1 protein-coding gene is annotated in these 20,115 nt (G+C 76.9%); it reads right to left on the reverse strand.

From position 1 onward, the window contains the following. Positions 1-154: 154 nt before the first annotated feature. Complete coding sequence (locus ACZ5CZ_RS22550; protein ID WP_468945393.1) at positions 155-20,113, reverse strand: non-ribosomal peptide synthase/polyketide synthase; 19,959 nt, start codon at positions 20,111-20,113, stop codon at positions 155-157. Positions 20,114-20,115: the final 2 nt, after the last annotated feature.

Here is a 20,115-nt window from a genome sequence, read left to right on the forward strand (position 1 = left end):
GGGCTCCTTCGTCCTATGGGTGTCGTCAGTACGGGTGTCGTCAGTACGGGTGTCGTCGGGTGGAGGTCGTCCTGCCTTGGGAGGGGCGCGGGAGGGGCGCGGGCCGTGCCGGGCGGTGGCCCGGCACGGTGCGCCCCGTCCCGGCTGGGCGCCGTCACCGGCCTCCCCGGGCGTGCCGGGCGAGCTGCCGCAGGGCCTCGGCGAACTCCTCGGCCACCCGGCGCACGGCCGCCGTGTCGTGGACGCCGGGGCGGTGGTGCCAGGTGAAGGCGAGCCGGCCGTGCTGGACGGCGCCCACCACCTCCACCGGGTGCGAGCCGGGGTCCCGGGGGTCGTGGTCCTGTCCGAAGGAGCCGTGCTCGGCGCGGACCAGCCCGCCGCCCGCGGTCTCCGGACGGGCGTCCCACTGGCCGAGGTAGTTGAACACCACCTGGCTGTGCGCGCTGCCGCCGAGGCGCTCGCGGACCTCGGGCGGACCGAAGGTGCGCAGGGCGCCGAAGCCGATGCCGTTGCCGGGCACCGCGCGCAGCTGGCGGCGCACGGACTTCACCAGGGCCCGCCAGTCGCGGTCGGGGCCCAGGTCGCCGGGGTCGGGGACCTGGACGGCGACCGGGTAGACGGTGGTGAACCAGCCGACCGTGCGGGACAGGTCCACCCCGTCGAGCAGGTCCTCGCGGCCGTGTCCCTCCAGGTCCAGGCGGACCCGGTCGCGGCCGGTCCAGCGGGCCAGGGCCAGGGTGAGGGCGGCGAGCAGGACGTCGTCGACGCGGGTGCGGTAGGCGGTGGGCGCGGCCCGCAGCAGGGCGGCGGTGTCGTCCTCGTCCAGTTCCACGCCGACCACGGCGGCCGGTCCCGTCCCGGCCTGCGGTGCGGGGGCGGCCGGGGCGGGCTCGGCGCGCACCGCCTCCTCCCAGTACGGCAGTTCGTGGTCGAGGCCGCCGTCGGCGACGTGCGCGGCCAGCCGTCGCGACCAGGTGCGAAAGCTGGTGCTGCGCTCGCCCAGGCCGACCGTGCCGCCCTCGAGCGCCTGCCGGTAGGCGGTCTCCAGGTCGTCGCGCAGGATGCGCCAGGAGACCGCGTCCACGACGAGGTGGTGGGCGACGAGCAGCAGGAACACGGGCCGGTCCGGGCCGCCGGTGAACAGCGCCGCCCGCAGCTGGGGACCGCGGGCCAGGTCGAACCCGGCGTGCAGTTCGTCCGCGGTCTTCTCCATGGCCCGGTCGGCCTCCTCGGCGGACAGGCCGGTGAGGTCGTGGCACACCAGGACGTCGTGGGCGGCGGGCGGCGGGTTGAACTGGCGCCAGCCGGTGCCGGGGCCGTCCGTCCCGGCGGACCGGGTGAACTGCATACGCAGGGCGTCATGGTGCTCCAACAGCGCGTCGAGCGCGGCCCGCAGCGCCCGCTGGTCGGGCGTGCCGTCGAGTTCCAGCAGCGCCGACTGGTTGAAGTGGTGGTGGGCGGCGCGCGGGCTGGTGAGGAACCACTCCTGGATCGGGGTGAGCGGCACCTCGCCGGTCACCGGGCCCTCCCCGGTCCGCTCGGGCGCGCTGCGCACGACGGTGGCGAGTTCGGCGACGGTCTGGTGCGTGAACAGGTCCCGGGTGGCCACGTGCAGGCCGTCGCGACGCAGCCGGGAGACGACCTGCATGGTCAGGATGGAGTCACCGCCCAGCGCGAAGAAGTTGTCGTCGGCGCCGACCTCCTCGATGCCCAGCACGTCGGCCCAGATGCGGGCGATGCGGCGCTCGGTGTCGGTGCGCGGCGCGGTGCGGGGCGTGTCCCCGGCCTGGGCCGGCCCGGGTGCGGGCAGCGCCCGCCGGTCCAGCTTGCCGTTCGGGGTGAGCGGCAGCCGGTCGAGCGGCACGAAGAGGGACGGCACCATGTGCGGGGGCAGCAGCCCGGCCAGATGCAGCCGCAGTTCGTCGACGGGCAGCGGTCCCCCGGCCGGCCCGGTGGGCACGACGTAGGCGACGAGCCGGGCCGGGGCGCCCTCGGCCGCGCCCTCGCGGACGGCGACGGCCGCGTCCCGCACCTGGGGGCTGCGGCGCAGCGCGCCCTCGATCTCCCCCGGCTCGATGCGGAAGCCGCGCAGCTTGACCTGGTCGTCGGCGCGTCCGGCGAACCGGAGCAGGCCGTCGGCGGTCCAGCGGACCAGGTCGCCGGTGCGGTACATCCGCTCCCCCGGCGCGCCGAACGGGTCGGCGACGAACCGCTGGGCGGTGAGTCCGGGCCGGCCGAGGTAGCCGCGGGCCAGTCCGGGGCCGGCGACGTACAGCTCGCCGGTGACGCCGGGCGGGACGGGGCGCAGGGCGGTGTCCAGGACGAGGACGCGGGTGTGGCCGGCGGGGCGGCCGATGGGCGGGGCTCCGGTGCCGGGGGTGAGCGGGCCGGTCCAGGTGGCGACCACGGTGGCCTCGGTGGGCCCGTAGGAGTTGATCATCCGGCGGCCGGGTGCCCAGGTGGCCACCAGGTCGGCCGGGCAGGCCTCCGCGCCGACGATGAGCGTGCGCAGGTCGGGCAGGGCGGCGGCCGTTTCCGGCGGGACGGTGGCCAGCGCGGCCGGCGGGATCAGCGTGTGGCTGATGCGCCGCCCGGCGAGCACCTCTGCGAGGCGTTCCCCGACCAGCGGCCCTTCCTCGCCGGTCACCAGTGTGGCGCCGCTCAGCAGGGAGATGCACAGTTCCAGCACGGAGGCGTCGAAGCTGGGCGAGGCGAACTGGAGGACCCGGTCGCCGGGGCCGGCGGCATACCGGTCGGCGGCGGCCGCGGCGAACGAGGCGAGGCCCCGGTGGGTGACGGTGACGCCCTTGGGGGTGCCGGTGGATCCCGAGGTGTAGATGACGTAGGCGGGGTGGTCGGGGGTGAGCGGGGCGGTGCGGTCGGCGTCGGTCGGTGCGGTCTCGGGGCCGTCGGCGGCCCACACCTCGGCCGGGTCGCCGACGACCAGCCGGGCGCCGGCGTCGCGGAGCATGAACTCCCGGCGCTGCGGCGGGTAGTCGGGGTCGACGGGCAGGAAGGCGCCGCCGGTCTTGGCGACGGCGAGCTGGGCCACCACGGTCGCCGCCGAGCGGGGCAGGGCGAGGGCCACCACCTGCTCCGGTCCGGCGCCGTCCCGGATCAGCCGGTGGGCGAGCCGGTTGGCCGCCCGGTCGACCTCGGCGTACGTGAGCTCCCGGTCGCCGTCGGCGAGGGCCACCGCGTCCGGGGTGCGGGCCGCCTGCCGTTCGAACAGGGCGGGCAGGGTCTCCTCCGGTACCGGGCGGAAGGTTCCCCGGCCCTGGTCGAGCAGGCCCTTCAGCTCGGTGTCGGTGGTCAGCGGCAGCGCGCCGAGCGGGCGGTCGGGGTCCTCGGCGACCGCGCCCAGCAGGGTGGCGAGCTGGCCGGCCATGCGTTCGGCCGTGGCCGCGTCGAACAGGTCGGTGTTGTAGGTGAGCAGGCCGTGCAGAGCCCCCGAGCCGGCCTCGGCGAACTCGAAGGTGAGGTCGAACGCGGCCTGTTCCGACTCCGGCGGCACGTCGGTGACGTCGAGGCCGGGCAGGTCGAGACCGCTCGCCGGGGTGTTCTGGAGGACGACCATGACCTGGAAGAGCGGGCTGCGGCTGGTGTCGCGGACGGGCTGCACCTCGTCGACGACGCGCTCGAACGGCACCTCCTGGTGGGCGAAGGCGTCGAGGACCGTGCGGCGGACCGTGGTGAGGAAGTCGCTGAAGGACTGTCCGGTCCGCGCCGTCGAGCGCAGCACCAGGGTGTTGACGAAGAACCCGATGAGGGCCTGCGTCTCGGCGCGGTCGCGGCCGGAGGTGACGGTGCCGACGGCGATGTCCTCGGCGCCGGACAGCCGGGCCAGGTAGGCCTGGGCGGCGGCGACGAGGGTGGTGAACAGGGTGGTGCCCCGGTCCCGGGCGAGCCGGGTCAGCCGCCGGGCGGTCCGGGCGGGCACCACCACGCGGGTGGTCGCGCCGGCGGTGGTGCGCACCGGCGGCCGGGGCCGGTCGGTGGGCAGGTCCAGTGGTGCGGTGCCGGCCAGGTGCTCCTTCCAGTAGGCGAGGTGCTCGTCGTCGCCGGCGCCGGCCGCGGCGCGCTGCCAGTGCGCGTAGTCGGCGTACTGGACCGGCAGCGGTGGCAGGTCCTCCTGTACGACGCCGTGTTCGGCCCGGTAGAAGTGGGCGAGGTCGCCGAGCAGGACCGAGGTGGACCAGCCGTCGGTGACGATGTGGTGCAGGGTGAGGCCGAGCACGTGGTCGTCGTCGGCCAGCCGGACCAGCAGGGTGCGCAGCAGCGGTCCGCGGCGCAGGTCGAAGGGGCGGGTGCGTTCCTCGGCGAGGACGCGGCGCAGTGCCCGCTGCTGTTCCTCCCCGGCCTGGCCGGTCAGGTCCCGGACGTCCAGCGGCACGTCGTCCTGCGGCGGGTGGACGCGCTGCACGCCGTGCCCGTCGACGCTGTCGAAGGTGGTGCGCAGCGACTCGTGCCGGGCCACGACGGCGGCCAGGGCCGCGCGCAGGGCCCGCAGGTCGAGCGTGCCGCGCAGGCGCAGGGCGAGCGCGGTGACGTACTCGGCGCCGCCCGGCGCGAACTCCTCCAGGAACCACAGGCGTTGCTGGGCGTACGACATCGGGGCGAGCCCGTCGCGGCGGACCGGGACGATCTCCGGCCGGCCGGAGCCCTGGCGCGCGCCGAGCAGCGCGGCCAGCCCGGCCGGGGTCGGGTGGGTGAACACCGCGCGCGGGGTGACGTCGGTGTCGAAGGCCGCGGCGAGGCGGGCGGCGAGCCGGATGCTGAGGATCGAGTCGCCGCCGAGCTGGAAGAAGTCGTCCTGCACGCCGGGCGGTTCGGTGCCGAGCACCTCGCCGAAGACCTCCGCCGTGCGGCGCTCCGCCTCGGTGCGCGGTGCCACCCGTACGGCCGGGTCGGGCGTCCGGGGCGCGGGCAGGGCGGCCCGGTCGACCTTGCCGTTGCCGCTGAGCGGCAGGGCTGCGAGAGGGACGATGGCGGTGGGCACCAGGTACTCGGGCAGGTTGCGGGCGGCGTGGGCCCGCAGTTCCTCCTCGTCCTCGCCGGCCGGGCCGACGACGTAGGCCACGAGCCGTTTGGCGCCCGGCCGGTCCTCGCGGGCCAGCACGGCCACGTCGAGGACGCCGGGGTGGGCGGCAAGGACGGCCTCGACCTCGCCGGGCTCCACCCGGAAGCCGCGGATCTTCACCTGGTCGTCGGCGCGGCCGAGGAACTCCACGGCGCCGTCCGGCCGCCGCCGGGCGAGGTCGCCGGTGCGGTACATGCGGGCTCCGGGCGGCCCGGCGGGGTCGGCGAGGAACCGCGCCGCGGTGTCGCCCGGCCGGCCCAGGTAGCCGCGGGCCACGCCCTCCCCGGACACGTACAGCTCGCCCGCGCAGCCGGGCGGCACGGGCCGCAGCCGGGGGTCGAGGATCTGGACCCGCATGTCGTCCAGGGGGTGGCCGACGGGGATGGTGTCCGGTACGGCCGCCGGGTCCGTCAGGGCGTAGGAGGTGGCGAAGGTGGTGGTCTCGGTGGGTCCGTAGCCGTCCACGACGGTCAGGCCGGGGCAGGCGGCCAGGACCCGGCGCACGGCCTGGGCGGGGACGACGTCACCGCCGGTCCAGACCTGGCCGAGGCCGCGGAAGCAGTCGGGGGCGTCCTGCGCGAGCAGCCGGAACAGCCCCGCGGTCAGCCACAGCGCGGTCAGTCCGCCGTCGGCGGCGAGCCGGCGCAGCAGGGCCGCGTCCACCCCGCCGGCGGGGGCGACGACGACGCAGCCGCCGTTGAGGAGGGGCGCCCACACCTCGAAGGTGGCCGCGTCGAAGGCGACCGGCGAGTGCAGCAGCACTCGTGCGCACGCTCCGCCGGTGAACCGGCTGTCGGTGGCCAGGGCGGCCACGTCGCGGTGACGGACGACGACCGCCTTGGGCCGGCCGGTGGAGCCGGAGGTGAACATCACGTACGCCGCCCGGTCGGGGTCGGCGGCCGGCAGCGGCCCGTCCGCGCCGGCGGTGCGGGCGGCGACGACGTCGGCGGCGGTGAGCCGGACCGCGGCGCCGGCCTGGTCGAGCAGGAGACGGCGGCGTTCCCCGGGGGCCCGGGTGTCGACGGGCAGGTAGGCGCCGCCCGCCATGAGCACCGCGAGCTGGGCGACGACGAGTTCGGCCGAGCGGTCCATCAGCAGTGCCACCCGGTCCTCGGCGGCGAGCCCGTCCGCCACCAGCCGCGCCGCGAGCCGCCCCGCCCAGTCGGCCAGGTCCCGGTAGGTCAGGTCGCGGTCGCCGTCGCGCACGGCGGTCGCGTCCGGGGTGCGGCGCGCCTGTGCGGTGAACAGGGTGACGGGGCTGTGCGGCCGGGCCGGGCGTGCGGTGGTGTTCCAGGCGGCCAGCAGCTCGCGGTCGGCGGGGGTGAGCAGGTCCAGCTCGTCCAGGCCGGTGTGGAACCCGTCGGCGAGGGCGGTGAGCAGGGCGGTCAGGCGGTCCGCGGCGCGCTCGACGGTGGCCGGGTCGAACAGGGCGGGGTCGTAGGCCAGGTCGAAGGCGAGCCGGTCGGCGAGGTGGGCGCGCAGGCACCAGGGGAAGGTGGTCGCGTCGTCGGCGCGGACCTCCTCGACGCGGACGCCGGTGCGGGCGGTGGCGGCCTCGTCCACGGGGTAGTTCTCGAAGACCACCATGCTGTCGAACAGCGGCTCGCCGGCCGGGACGCCGGTGACCGCCTGGATGCGCGGCAGCGCGAGGTGGTCGAACCGGCGGGCCTCGCTCTGCCGTTCCTGGAGGCCGCGCAGCCAGGGCAGCACGGGCCCGGACGGGATGCGCACCCGGGTGGGGACGGTGTTGATGAACATGCCGATCATGCCCTCGACGCCGGGCAGTTCGGCCGGGCGGCCGGAGACGGTGGTGCCGAACACCACGTCGTCCCGGCCGCTGGTGCGGGCCAGCAGCAGCGCCCAGGCGCCCTCCACCACGGTGTTGACGGTGAGCCCGGCGCGGGCGGCGGTCTCCCGCAGCCGCTGCGAGGTGCGGGCGTCCAGCTCCTGGTGGACGGCCGCGGCGGACCGGGTGCGGTGTGCCTCGGCGGGGGTGCGGTCGTAGGGCAGGGGGGTGCGGGCGGTGAACCCGTCCAGGGCCTCGGCCCAGTGCCGTTCGGCCGCCGTCTCGTCCTGCGCGGCCAGCCAGTGCAGGAAGTCGGCGAAGGGCCGCCGTACCGGGGGCGGGGTGTGCGGGCCGCCGGTGAGCTCGGCGTAGCGTGCGCAGACCTCGGTGAGGAGCTGCCCGGTGCTCCAGCCGTCGAGCGCGATGTGGTGGGTGGACCACAGCATCAGCACCTCGTCCCCGGGCAGCGCGGCCAGGGTGAGGCGGGTCAGCGGCGCGGTGGTGAGGTCCATGCCCGCCGCGCGGTCCTCGGCGAGCAGCCGCTCGGTGGCCGCGGCCCGCTCGGCCGGGGCGAGGGTGCGCCAGTCGAGGTGGGTGACGGGCAGTTCGGCGCGCTGGTGGACGACCTGGACGGGGTGGGGCAGGTTCTGCCAGTGGACGCTGGTGCGCAGCGCCGGGGTGCGGTCGGCGACCTGCTGCCAGGCGGCGGCGAAGGCGCGCGGGTCGGCCACCCCGGACAGCCGGACGGCCGTGCGGTCGAAGTAGGCGTGCTCGGTGTCGACCAGGCCGTGGAAGAGCATGCCGGACTGGAGCGGGGTGAGCGGCAGTACGTCGGCGACGTGCCGGCCGTCGCCGACGAGCCGGTCCAGCTGGTCCTGGCGGAGGCCGGCCAGCGGGAAGTCGGACGGGGTGCGGCCGCCGGCGGTGGGCGTCGCGCAGTGCCGCACGATGTCACGCAGGGCGGCGATCGTGTCGTCCGCGAGCCGCCGGACGGTGTCCTCGTCGTAGACGCCCGGCGGGTAGGTCCAGCCCAGTTCCAGCCGTCCCTGCTGGACCACGCCGGTGACGTCCAGGAGGTAGGGGCGGGGTGCGTCGGGGTCGGTGTCCCGCCCGGCCGGGGGCAGCGGGCCGCGGACCGGGCCGTCGCCGTCGGCGGCGCCCGGGTCCCACTGCCCGTGGTAGTTGAAGCCGATCTGCGGGGCCGGGGCGCCGGCGAGCGGGCTGTCGGGCCGCAGGTGGCGCAGGGCGCCGTGGCTGAGACCGTGCAGCGGCACGGCGCGCAGCTGTTCCTTCACCGAGCGGAGGGTGTCGTGCCAGCCGGCGTCCGGGGCGACGCGCAGGGCGAGCGGGAACTCGGCGGTGAACCAGCCCACGGTCCGCGACAGGTCCACGTCCGCGAAGAGGTCCTCGCGGCCGTGGCCCTCCACGCCGAGCAGGACGGTGTCGCGGCCGCACCAGCGGGCCAGGGTGCGGCCGAGGGCGCTGAGCAGGACGTCGTTGACCTGGGTGCGGTAGACCTCCGGGACCTGCCGCAACAGGGCGTCGGTGGTCGCGGCGTCCAGCGTGACGGTGACCGTGGCGGCGGTGCCGTGGGTGTTCGGGCCGGGCCGGCCCGCGGGCAGCGCGGCCGGGGCGGCGGCGGTGCGCGTCCAGTACGGCAGGTCCGCGTCCAGGGCGCCGGAGCGGGTGTGCCGCTCCAGCCGGTCCGCCCAGTGGCCGTACGGCGTGCTCGCGGCCGGCGGTTCGGCCGGGCGGCCGGCGGCGGCAGCCCGGTAGGCGCTCTCCAGGTCCGCCAGGACGATGCGCCAGGACACGCCGTCGATCACCAGGTGGTGCGCGGTGACGACGAGCTGGCCGGGCAGCTGCGGGCCGCGGTCGAAGAGCAGGACGCGCACCACCCGGCCCGCGGTGGGATCGAGGCCGGCCTGCGCCTGCTCGGTGCACCGCTGGACCGCCGCCTCCGCCGCCGGGCCGTCGGCGCCGGTCAGGTCGTGGCGGGTGAAGACGGCGTCCGGCGCCTCGGGCAGCACCTGCTGGCGCCAGGTCTCGCCGGTGCGGTGGAAGCGGGTGCGCAGGGCCGGGTGCCGGCGCACGAGGGCGTCGGCGGCCTGCCGCCAGGCGGAGGCGTCGGTGCCGGGGGCGAGTTCGAGGCGCTGGGTCATGGTGAACCGCAGCCGCTCGCCGGGTTCCCGGCCGTCGAGGTACCAGTGCTGGATCGGGGTGAGGGGTGCCTCGGCCGGCCCGGTGGCGTCGCCGGCCGCCGGGCGTGGCGCCGACTCGGTGACGTGCAGGGCGAGTTCGGCGACGGTCTGGTGGCGGAAGACGTCCTTGGTGGTGAGTGCGAGGCCGCACTGCCGGGCGCGGGAGACGATCTGGATGCTCAGGATCGAGTCGCCGCCGAGCGCGAAGAAGTTGTCCCGGGCGCCGACCCGTTCGACGCCGAGGACGTCGGCCCAGATGGCTGCGAGGCGTTCCTCGGTGCCGCTGCGCGGGGCGACGTACGGGCTGCCGCTGTCCGGCTGCTCGGGCGGGGCGGGCAGGGCGCGCCGGTCGGTCTTGCCGCTGGTGGTGCGCGGGATGCGGGCCAGCGGCACGAACGCGGCGGGCACCATGTGGTCGGGCAGGGTGCGGCGCAGCGCGACGCGCAGTTCGTCGGCGCCGGGGCTGCGGCCGGGGGCGGGCACGACGTAGCCGACGAGCAGCAGGCGGCCGGCGTGTTCGCGTGCGGTCACCGCCGCGTCGGCGACGTCGGGGTGGGCGAGCAGGGCGGCCTCGACCTCGCCGGGTTCGATGCGGAACCCGCGTATCTTGACCTGCTCGTCCACCCGGCCGAGGAACTCCAGCAGCCCGCCGCGGTCCCAGCGGGCCCGGTCCCCGGTGCGGTACATGCGCTCGCCCGGCGCGCCGAACGGGTCGGCCGGGAATCGGGCGGCGGTCAGGCCGGGCCGGCCGAGGTAGCCGCGGGCCACCTGCGCTCCGGCGAGGTACAGCTCGCCGGGCACGCCGGGCGGGACCGGGCGCAGGGCGCCGTCGAGCACGTAGGCCCGCAGGTTGCCGCCGGGACGGCCGATGACCGGGCGGTCGGGGCGGTCGGTGGTGCGGGCGTAGGCCGCGTCGACGGTGCACTCGGTGGGCCCGTACATGTTGTACACGGCGATGCCCAGGTCCCGTTCCACCGCGGCGAGTTCGCGCCAGGTGGCGGTGGGCACCGCCTCGCCGCCGACGAGCAGCAGGCGCGGGTGGTGGCGGCCGGGGGCGAGCAGGCCGGCGGCGGTGAGCTCGCGCAGGAACGACGGGGTGACGTTGACCAGGTCGAGACGGTGCTCGGCGACCTGGGCGCAGAACGCCTCGGGGTCGAGCCGCACGTCCTCGTCGACGAGGTGGACCTCGTGGCCGAGGGCGAGGAGCAGGGCGCCCTCCCAGGAGGTGTCGAAGGAGAACGAGGCGCTGAGCGCGGCCCGCAGCCGGCGTCCGCCCGCGGTGTGCGGGGCGAGCAGGTTCTCGCGGTGGTCGTGGCAGAGGTTGACCAGGTGCCGGTGCTCGACGGCGACGCCCTTGGGGCGGCCGGTGGAGCCGGAGGTGTAGACGACGTAGGCGGTGTGCCCGGGCAGCAGCGGCCGGACGCGGTCCGCGTCCAACGGGTCGTGGTCGGGCAGCCGGTCCCAGGGCACGTCGTCGAGGCCGGTCAGCACGGTGTGCGGCCGGGCGTCGTCGAGGAGGTACCGCACGCGGTCCTCGGGGAGCTGGGGGTCGAGGCAGAGCAGGGTGGCGCCCGCCTTGAGGACCGCGAGCAGCGCCACCGGCAGCCCGGAGGTGCGGGGCAGCCGTACGGCGACCACGTCCTCGGGGCCGGCGCCCCGGGCGATCAGGTGGTGGGCGAGCCGGTTGGCCCGCCGGTTGAGGGCGGCGAAGTCGAGGGTGGTGTCCCGGGCGACCAGCGCGGTCGCGTGCGGGGTGCGCGCGGCCTGGGCCTCGAACAGGGCGCAGAACGTGGTGTCCGGCCCGGGCAGCGGGGCGCCCCGGCCCTGGGCGAGCACCTGCCGGCGTTCGCCGTCGGTCATCAGCGGCAGGGCGCCCACGGCCTGCCGCGGGTCGGCGGCGGCGGCCTCCAGCAGGATGCGCAGCCGCTCGGCCAGCCATGCGGCGGTGCCGGCGTCGAAGAGCCCGGTGTTGTACTCCAGGTGGCCGGTGAGGCCGCCGTCCGTCTCGACGAAGTCGAAGGCGAGGTCGAAGGTGGCGTTGCGGACCGGCGGGGTGACCGGCTCGGCCGTGAGCCCGGGCAGCCGGGGTGCCCGGGCGCCGAGGTTGTGCAGGGCCACCATGACCTGGAACAGCGGGGTGCGGCTGGTGTCCCGCTCGGGCTGGAGGGCGTCCACCACGCGTTCGAAGGGCACGTCCTGGTGGGCGACGGCGTCCAGGACGGTGCCCCGTACCTCGGTGAGCAGGTCGTGGAAGGACAGCTCGGGGCGGACGCGGGTGCGCAGCACCAGGGTGTTGACGAACATGCCGACCACGTCGTGCAGTTCGGGCCGGTCGCGGCCGGCGGTGACGGTGCCGACGGTGAGGTCCTGCTGCCCGGCCCAGCGGGCGAGCAGCACCTGGCAGGCCGTCACCAGGGTCATGTACAAGGTGGCGTCGGCCTCCCGGCCGCGCTCGCGCAGCCGCCCGGTCAGCGCGGCGGGCAGGGTGAAGGTGACCAGGGCGCCGTCGCGGGTGCGCACGGCCGGGCGCGGCCGGTCGGTGGGCAGTTCCAGCGCGGGTACGCCGTCCAGGGCGCGGCGCCAGTACGCGAGGCCGGCCTCGACGCGGTCGGCGCGGCCGCGCTGCCAGGCGGCGTGGTCGGCGTAGCGGACGGGCAGTCGGGGCAGGGCGGGGCGGCGGCCGTCGAGGGCCGCCGCGTACAGCTCGCCGAGGTCCCGGCCGAGGACGCCGACGGACCAGCCGTCGGTGACGATGTGGTGCACGGCCAGGACGAGGACGTGTTCGTCGGGGGCCTGCCGGGCCAGGCGGGCGCGCAGCAGCGGCCCGGTGGCCAGGTCGAAGGGGGTGCCGGCCTCCCGCTCCAGCAGGGCGTCCAGGGCGGCGCGGTCCTGGAGGTCCTCCACCGGCAGGTCGACGGGCCGCGGCGGGTGCACGACCTGCCGGGCCTCGCCGCCGTCCTCGGTGAACGTGGTGCGCAGGGCCTCGTGCCGGGCGACCAGGCCGTCCAGGGCGGTGCGCAGGGCGGCGAGGTCGAGCCGTCCGCGCAGCCGCAGCACGGACAGGGTGGTGTACTCGGTGCTGCCCGGTTCGAACCGGTCGAGGAACCACAGCCGCTGCTGGGCGTACGACAGCGGTGCGGGCGTGTCCGGGTCGGTCGCCGGGATGGGGTCGGCGGCCTCGCCGCGGCCGGCGCCGGTCCCCTCCCGTGGCTCGCCGAGCGCGGCCGCGAGCGCGGAGAGCGTGCTGTGCGTGAACAGCAGCCGGGGCGAGACGTCGGTGCCGAAGGCGGCGCGCAGCCGGGAGGTGACCCGGACGGCGAGGATGGAGTCGCCGCCGAGCGCGAAGAAGTCGTCGTCGGCGCCGATCTCGTTGGTGTCCAGGACGTCCGTCCAGGCGGCGGCGACGAGCCGTTCGGCGTGGGTGCGCAGGGGGGTGCGCGGTCCGTCGGCCGCGAAGCCGCCGGGTCCGGGGGCGGGCAGGGCGCGCCGGTCCAGCTTGCCGTTGACGGTCAGCGGCAGGGCGGCCATCGGGACGTAGGCCGCGGGCACCATGTGCGCGGGCAGCAGTCCTTCGAGGTGGGCGCGGAGGGCGGCGGCGGGGGGCGGGGGCGCGGCGCGGTCCCCGGTGCCGGTGCCGACGACGTGGGCCACCAGCCTGCGGGTGCCGGCGGAGTCCTCGTACACGCCGACGGCGGCCGCGCCCACGCCCGGGTGGGTGTGTAGCGCGGCCTCGATCTCGCCGGGCTCGATGCGGTAGCCGCGGATCTTGACCTGCTGGTCGGCGCGGCCCAGGTACTCCAGGGTGCCGTCGGCCCGCCGGCGGGCCCGGTCGCCCGTGCGGTACATGCGGGTGCCGGGGCGTCCGAACGGGTCGGCGAGGAAGCGGGTCGCGGTGAGGCCGGGCCGGTTCAGGTAGCCGCGGGCCAGGCCCTCGCCGGCGACGAACAACTCCCCCACCGCGCCCGGCGGTACGGGGTTCAGGGCGTCGTCGAGGACGTGGACGCGCAGGTCGGGGATGCCGGTGCCGATGGGGCTCGCGGTGCCGCCGGGCGTGCCGCGGTCCAGCGGGGCGTAGGTGACGTGCACGGTGGTCTCGGTGATGCCGTACATGTTGACCAGGCGCGGCGCGTCGTCCGGGTGGCGGGCGTACCAGTCGGCGAGCCGGGTGACGTCCAGTGCCTCGCCGCCGAAGACGATCGTGCGCAGGGCCAGCCGTGCGCCGACGCCGGGGTGTTCGGCGTCCGCGCGGATGAGCGGGTAGAACGCGGACGGCGTCTGGTTGAGGACGGTGACCCGTTCGTCGGCGAGCAGGCGCAGGAAGTCCTCCGGGGACCGTGCGGTGTCCTCGGGCACGATCACCAGCCGGCCGCCGTGCAGCAGCGGGCCCCACAGCTCCCACACCGAGAAGTCGAAGGCGTAGGAGTGGAACAGCGTCCACACGTCGTCGGGGCCGAAGCCGAACCACTGCCGGGTGCGGGTGAACAGCCGGACGACACTTGCGTGCGGGACGACGACGCCCTTGGGCCGTCCGGTTGAGCCGGAGGTGTAGATGGCGTAGGCGGGGCTCTCCGGCAGCGGGCGCAGCGCGGGGTCGGCGGGGCCGGTGGCCGGGCGCCGGGCCAGGTCGGCGCGTACGTCCGGGTCGTCCAGCAGCAGGGCGGGCACGGCGGTGCCGGCCTCGGTGCCCGCGGTGGTGCCAGCGGTGGTCACGAGTGCCACCGGCCGGGCGTCGTCGAGCAGGTGCCGGACGCGTTCGGCGGGCAGCGCGGGGTCGACGGGCAGGTAGGCCGCGCCGGTCTTCAGCACGGCGAGGACGGCCACGACGAGGTCGGTGGAGCGGGGCAGGGCGAGCGCCACGAACGTCTCGGGGCGGGCGCCGAGTTCGGCGAGGCGGTGGGCGAGCCGGCCGGCCCGGGCGTCCAGGGTGGCGTAGTCGAGGCGGTCGTCGCCGCAGGTGACGGCCTCGGCGTGCGGGGTGCGGGCGGCCTGCGCGGCGAACAGGCCGGTCAGGGTGTCGGCGGGCCGGCCCTCGGCGGTGCCGTTCCACTCGGTCAGCATCCGGTGCCGTTCGGCGGCGGTGGTCCAGGCGAGGGCGCGCAGCGGGCGGTCGGGGTCGTCGGCGAGCCCGGTCAGCAGCAGGCACAGCCGGCCGGCGAGGTCCGCGGCGGTGGCGGCGTCGAACAGGGCGGGGTCGTAGGCCAGGTCGAAGCCGACGTGCGCGCCCTGGTACGCCCGCAGCACCAGCGGGTAGTTGGTGGCGTCCCGGGAGGAGACGTCGGCGAGGCGGATGCCGGTGGCGGCCGAACGGGCCTCGTCGAAGGGGTAGTTCTCGAAGGCGACGATGCTGTCGAACAGGGGGCTGCCCGCGGGCACGTCGCTCAGCCCGGTCAGCTCGGCCAGGGACACCGCGGCGAACCGCCGTGCCTCGGCCTGCGCCTCCTGGAGGTCGCGCAGCCAGTCGGCGGCCCTGCGCCCGCCGTCCACCCGGATGCGGGTGGGCAGGGTGTTGATGAACAGGCCCACCATGGACTCGGCGCCGGGCAGGTCGTCGGGGCGGCCGGAGACGGTGGTGCCGAACAGCACCTCCCGTTCGCCGCTGTAGCGGGCCAGCAGCAGCGCCCAGGCGCCCTGCACCACGGTGCCCAGGGTGAGTCCGGCCGACCGTGCGGTCGCGGCCAGCCGGGCGGAGACCTCCTCGGACAGGGCGGCCGTGTGCACCGCCGCGGAGCGGGTCTCGTGCCCGGGGCGCCGGACGCGGTCGGCGGGCAGCGGGGTGGGGGTGGCCCATCCGTCGAGGACGGCCCGCCAGTGGGCGCGGGCCGCCTCGCCGTCCTGGCCGGCCAGCCAGCGCACGTAGTCGCCGAACGGCCGCCGCGCCGGGGGCCGGTACTCGGTGCCGGCGGTGAGCGCCCGGTACTCCTCGAACACCTCGGTGAGGACCTGGGCCAGGCTCCAGCCGTCCAGGATCAGGTGGTGGGAGGTCCACAGCAGGTGCAGCCGGGCGTCCGGGAGCCGGACGAACGTCAGCCGCATCAGGGGCGCCGCGGTGAGGTCGAGTCCGCGCGCGAGGTCGTCGGCGCGCAGCCGGTCCCAGCGCTCGGCCCGCTCCCCGGCGTCGAGGTCGCGCCAGTCGAGCTGTTCGACGGGGACGGTGACGCGGTGGTGGACGACCTGGAGCGGTACCGGGACGCCCTCCCACACGACGGAGGTGCGCAGGGCCGGGGTGCGGTCGGCGACCCGCTGCCAGGCCACGGCGAGCGCGGCGGGGTCGCTCACGCCCTCCAGCAGCAGGGCGGCCTGGTCGACGTACACGTCGTCGCTCCCGCCGACCAGCCGGTGGAAGAGCATGCCCTCCTGGAGCGGGGTGAGCGGCAGCAGGTCCGCCACGTCCCGGCCGTCGCCGGCGAGCCGGTCCACACCGGCCTGGTCCAGCCGGGCGAGCGGGAAGTCGGAGGGGGTGCGGCCGCCCGCGCCGGGCCGGGCGCAGTGGTCGGCGACGGCGCCGAGCGCCTCCACCATCGCGTCGGCCAGCCGCCGTACGGTGGACGGCCGGTGCACCTGCTCGCTGTAGTGCCAGGTGATCTCCAGCTCGCCGTCGGACACCACGGCGGAGACGTCGAGCAGGTGGTCCAGGGGCTGAGCGGGGTCGGTGTCGCGGCCGGGCACGTCGGCGGCGGGTGCGAAGTCCCCGCCGGCGGCGGCCTCCCACTGGCCGTGGTAGGTGAAGCAGACCTCGGGCAGCGGCAGTCCGGCGAGCGCGGCCGCCTGCGGGCCGGGCGAGCCGAGGTGGCCCAGGGCCTGGTAGCTCAGGCCGCGGCGGGGCACCGCCCGCAGCCGCTCCTTGACGGCCTTCAGGGTCGCGCCCCAGTCGGCACCGTCCGCTCCGTCCGCGACGGTGAGGGTGACCGGGTACTGGGTGGTGAACCAGCCGACGGTGCGGGACAGGTCGGCGCCCTCCGCGAGGTCCTCCTCGCGGCCGTGGCCCTCCAGGGCGACGGTGACCCGGTCGGTGCCCGCCCAGTCGGCGAGCACCCGGCCCAGTGCGCTCAGCAGCACGTCGTTGACCTGGGTGCGGTACACGCCCGGCACCCGCCGCAGCAGTGCCTCGGTGGTCGCCCGGTCCACGCGGGTGCGCACGGTGCGCACGGAGCCGGCGAGCGGGGTGCCGGGCAGGTCGACGGGGAGCGGGGTGCGCGGCTGTGCGGTCTCCTCGGTCCAGTACGGCAGGTCGTCGTCCAGGTCGCCGGCCCGCACCCGTTCGGCGAGCCGGCGCGCCCAGTCGGCGAACGGGGTGTGCTCGGGCTCCAGCCGGGGCTCCTCGCCGGCCGCGGCCTGCCGGTAGGCCAGCTCCAGGTCGGCGAGCAGGACCCGCCAGGAGACGCTGTCGATAGCCAGGTGGTGCACGGCGAGGAACAGCCGGGGCCGTGGGCCTCCGGTCAGCAGGGCCGCCCGCACCAGCGCGCCGGTGGCCGGGTCCAGGGCCGCGCGGGCGGCGTCGGCGGCCTCGGCGGGCGGGGTGTCCGGGGCGTGCCGGGTCAGCGGTGCGCCGGCCGGGCCCGTGCCGGGCTCCTGCCGCCAGGTCCCGTCGTCGGTGCGGGTGAAACGGGCGCGCAGCGCCGGGTGGTGGCCGGTCAGGGCCGCCAGCGCCCGTTCCAGGGCCGCCTCGTCGAGGTCGTGCGGCAGGTCGAGCAGCATCGACATGCTGAAGTGCCGCAGCGGCCCGTGGGTGGCGAAGAACCACTCCTGGACCGGGGTGAGCGGGGCGGGGCCGTCCTCGTGCGCGCGCCGGGGCGCGGGCACGGCGGCGGTGCGGCGCGCAGCGGCGGCGAGGTCGGCGACCGTCTGGTGCCGGAAGACGTCCTGGGAGCCGATCCGCAGGCCCGCCGCGCGGGCCCGGGAGACGGCCTGGATGCTCAGGATCGAGTCGCCGCCCAGTTCGAAGAAGTTGTCCGTGACGCCGACCCGGGCCACGCCGAGCACCTCGGCCCAGATGGCGGCGAGCGTCTCCTCGTCCGGGGTGCGCGGGGCGGTGAACTCGCGGTCGCCCTCGGCCGTGTCGGGCGCGGGCAGGGCGCGGCGGTCCAGTTTGCCGCTGGTGGTCAGCGGCAGGGCGTCCAGGGCGGTGAAGGAGGACGGCACCAGGGCGTCGGGCAGGGTGCGGCGCAGGGCCGCGCGCAGGTCGGCGGGGGCCGGCCGGGCCGCGCCGGGCGCGGGCACGACGTAGGCGGCCAGGCGGGTGTGGCCGTGCGCGTCGGGGACGGCGACGACCGCGGCGGCGGCGATCGCGGGCAGGTCCAGCAAGGCCGCCTCGATCTCCCCGGGTTCGATGCGGTGGCCGCGCACCTTGATCTGGTCGTCGGCCCGCCCGAGGTAGTCCAGGCGGCCGTCGGCCGTCCAGCGGGCCAGGTCGCCCGTGCGGTACATCCGGGTGCCGGGCGGCCCGTACGGGTCGGGCAGGAAGCGGGCCGCGGTCAGCCCCGGGCGGCCGGTGTAGCCGCGGGCCAGCTGGGGGCCGGCGAGGTACAGCTCGCCGCCGACGCCGGGCGGCACCGGCTGGAGCCGGCCGTCCAGCACGTAGGCGCGGACACCGGGCAGCGGGCGGCCCACCAGCGGGCGGTCGCCGCCGTCGATGCGGCAGGACAGCGCGTCGACCGTGCACTCGGTGGGGCCGTAGAAGTTGTGCGCGGTCACGTCCGGGTGGGCGGCCAGCTCGCGCCACAGGGCGGGGCCGACCGCCTCGCCGCCGAGCATCAGGACCCGGGGGCGGTGCCCGGGGCCGGTGAGCAGTCCGGCGGGCAGCAGCTGCCGCAGGTAGGAGGGGGTGACGTCGAGGAAGTCGATGCGGTGTTCGGCGACGTGGGCGACCAGCGCGGCCGGGTCCATCCGGGTCACCTCGTCGACCAGGTGCAGCGGGTGGCCGTCGGCCATCAGCAGCACGCCTTCGAGGGAGGTGTCGAAGGAGAACGACGCGGTGAGGGCGACCCGCAGCGGGCCGCCGCCGGCCTCGGCGACGAAGCCCGCCCGGTGCGCGGCCAGCAGGTGCACCGCGGAGCGGTGGGCGACGGCGACGCCCTTGGGGCGGCCGGTGGAGCCGGAGGTGTAGATGACGTAGGCGGTGTGCAGCGGGTGCAGCGGGGCACGCCGGTCGGCGTCGCTGGGGTCGGTGTCCGGTGCGGTGGCGGGTACGGCGCGCAGGGCGGCCTCGTCCAGGACGAGCGCGGGGCGGGCGTCGTCCAGCAGGTAGCGGACGCGTTCCTCGGGCAGGGCCGGGTCCAGCGGGAGGTAGCCCGCACCGGACTTCCAGGTGGCGAGGATCGCCGTGATCATGTCGGCGGTGCGCGGCAGGCGCAGGGCGACCAGCCGTTCGGGGGCCGCCCCCAGGGAGATGAGGTGGTGCGCGAGGCGGTTGGCGCGGGCGTTCAGGGTCGCGTAGTCGAGCCGTTCACCGCCGGCGACGAGGGCGAGTGCGTCGGGGGTGCGGGCGGCGCGGGCCTCGAACAGGGCGGGGTAGGTGGTGTCGGGGACCGGGAGCGGGGCCGGGTTCCAGTCGTGCAGGACCTGCCGTGCCTCCTCGGCGGACAGCAGGGGTGCGCTGCCCAGGGGCCGGTCGGGCGTGTCGGCGGCGGCCCGCAGCAGGCGCAGCAGCTGGTCGGCGAGGCGGGCGGCCGTGGCCGCCTCGAACAGGTCGGTGCGGTACTCCAGCAGGCCGGTCAGGCCCGCGCCGTCGGGCACGAACTCCACGCTCAGGTCGAAGGTGGCCGCCTGCCGGGGCACGGTGACCGGCTCGGTGCCCAGGCCGTGCGGGGCGCGCGCGGCGGGCGGCTCGGGGTGCAGCAGGACCATGACGTCGAACAGCGGGTTGCGGCCCGCCTCGCGGGCGGCGCCGGCCGCCTCGACGACCCGCTCGAACGGGGTGTCGCCGTGCGCGAAGGCGTCGTTGACCGTGTCGGCGGTCTGGCCGAGCAGGTCCCGGAAGGAGGCGGAGGTGTCCACCGTGGTGCGCAGCGCGACCGTGTTCACGAAGAACCCGACGGCGCGCTCCAGGTCGGTGCGGGAGCGGCCGGGCGTCAGGGAACCGACGGTGACGTCGTCCTGGCCGGACCAGCGGGCCAGCAGGGCCTGCGTGGCGGCGACCAGGGCGGTGTACAGGGTGGTGTGCTGCTCCCTGGCGAGGTCGCGCAGCCGGTCCGTGACGGCGGCGGGCACGGTGAAGGTGTGCACGGCGCCCGCGCCGGACTCCTCGCCGCTGCGCGGCCGGTCCAGCGGCAGCCCGGGGGCCACCGCCCCGGACAGCCGGTCCTTCCAGTGGGCCAGCTGGCGTTCGAGGCGGGGGCCGGAGAGCTGTTCGCGCTGCCACACCGCGAAGTCCGGGTACTGGGCCGCCACCGCGGGCAGGTCCGGGGCCGCACCCCGGGCCAGCGCGTCGTAGGCGGTGCACAGTTCGTCCAGGACCACGCCCATGGACCAGCCGTCGGTGACGATGTGATGGGCGGTGAGCAGCAGCACGTGCGCGGTGCCGGTCTCTCTCAGCAGTACGGCGCGCAGCAGCGGCCCCCGGTGCAGGTCGAACGGGCGGGCGTACTCCGCGCGCAGGGCCGCGTCGAGGTCCTGCACGTCGCGCACCGGCAGCGGAACCGGCCCGGCCGGGTGGATCTGCTGCACGGGGCGGCCGTCGTGCTCGGCGAACGTGGTGCGCAGGGCCTCGTGGCGGGCGACGACGGCGGTCAGCGCCTGCGCCAGCAGCTGCCGGTCCAGTGCGCCGGTGAAGCGGACGGCGACCGCGCTGTTGTAGCGGGGGTCGCCCGGCCGCAGCCGGTCCAGGAACCACAGGCGCTGCTGGGCGAACGACAGCGGCAGCGGGCGGTCCCGGTCGGCGCGCGGGATGCCGGTGCGGGCCCCGGGGGCGGCCGCGGGACCGGCGCGTCCGGCCAGCCGTCGGCGCAGCTGCTCGCGCAGGTCGGCGGGCAGGGCCTGGGCGCGGTCGCGCGGGGTGCGGGCCCCGGCGGCGGGGCGGTCGTCGGAGTGCGACGGGGTCGAAGACGTCATGG

It is taken from the genome of Streptomyces sp. NPDC031418, assembly GCF_055581605.1.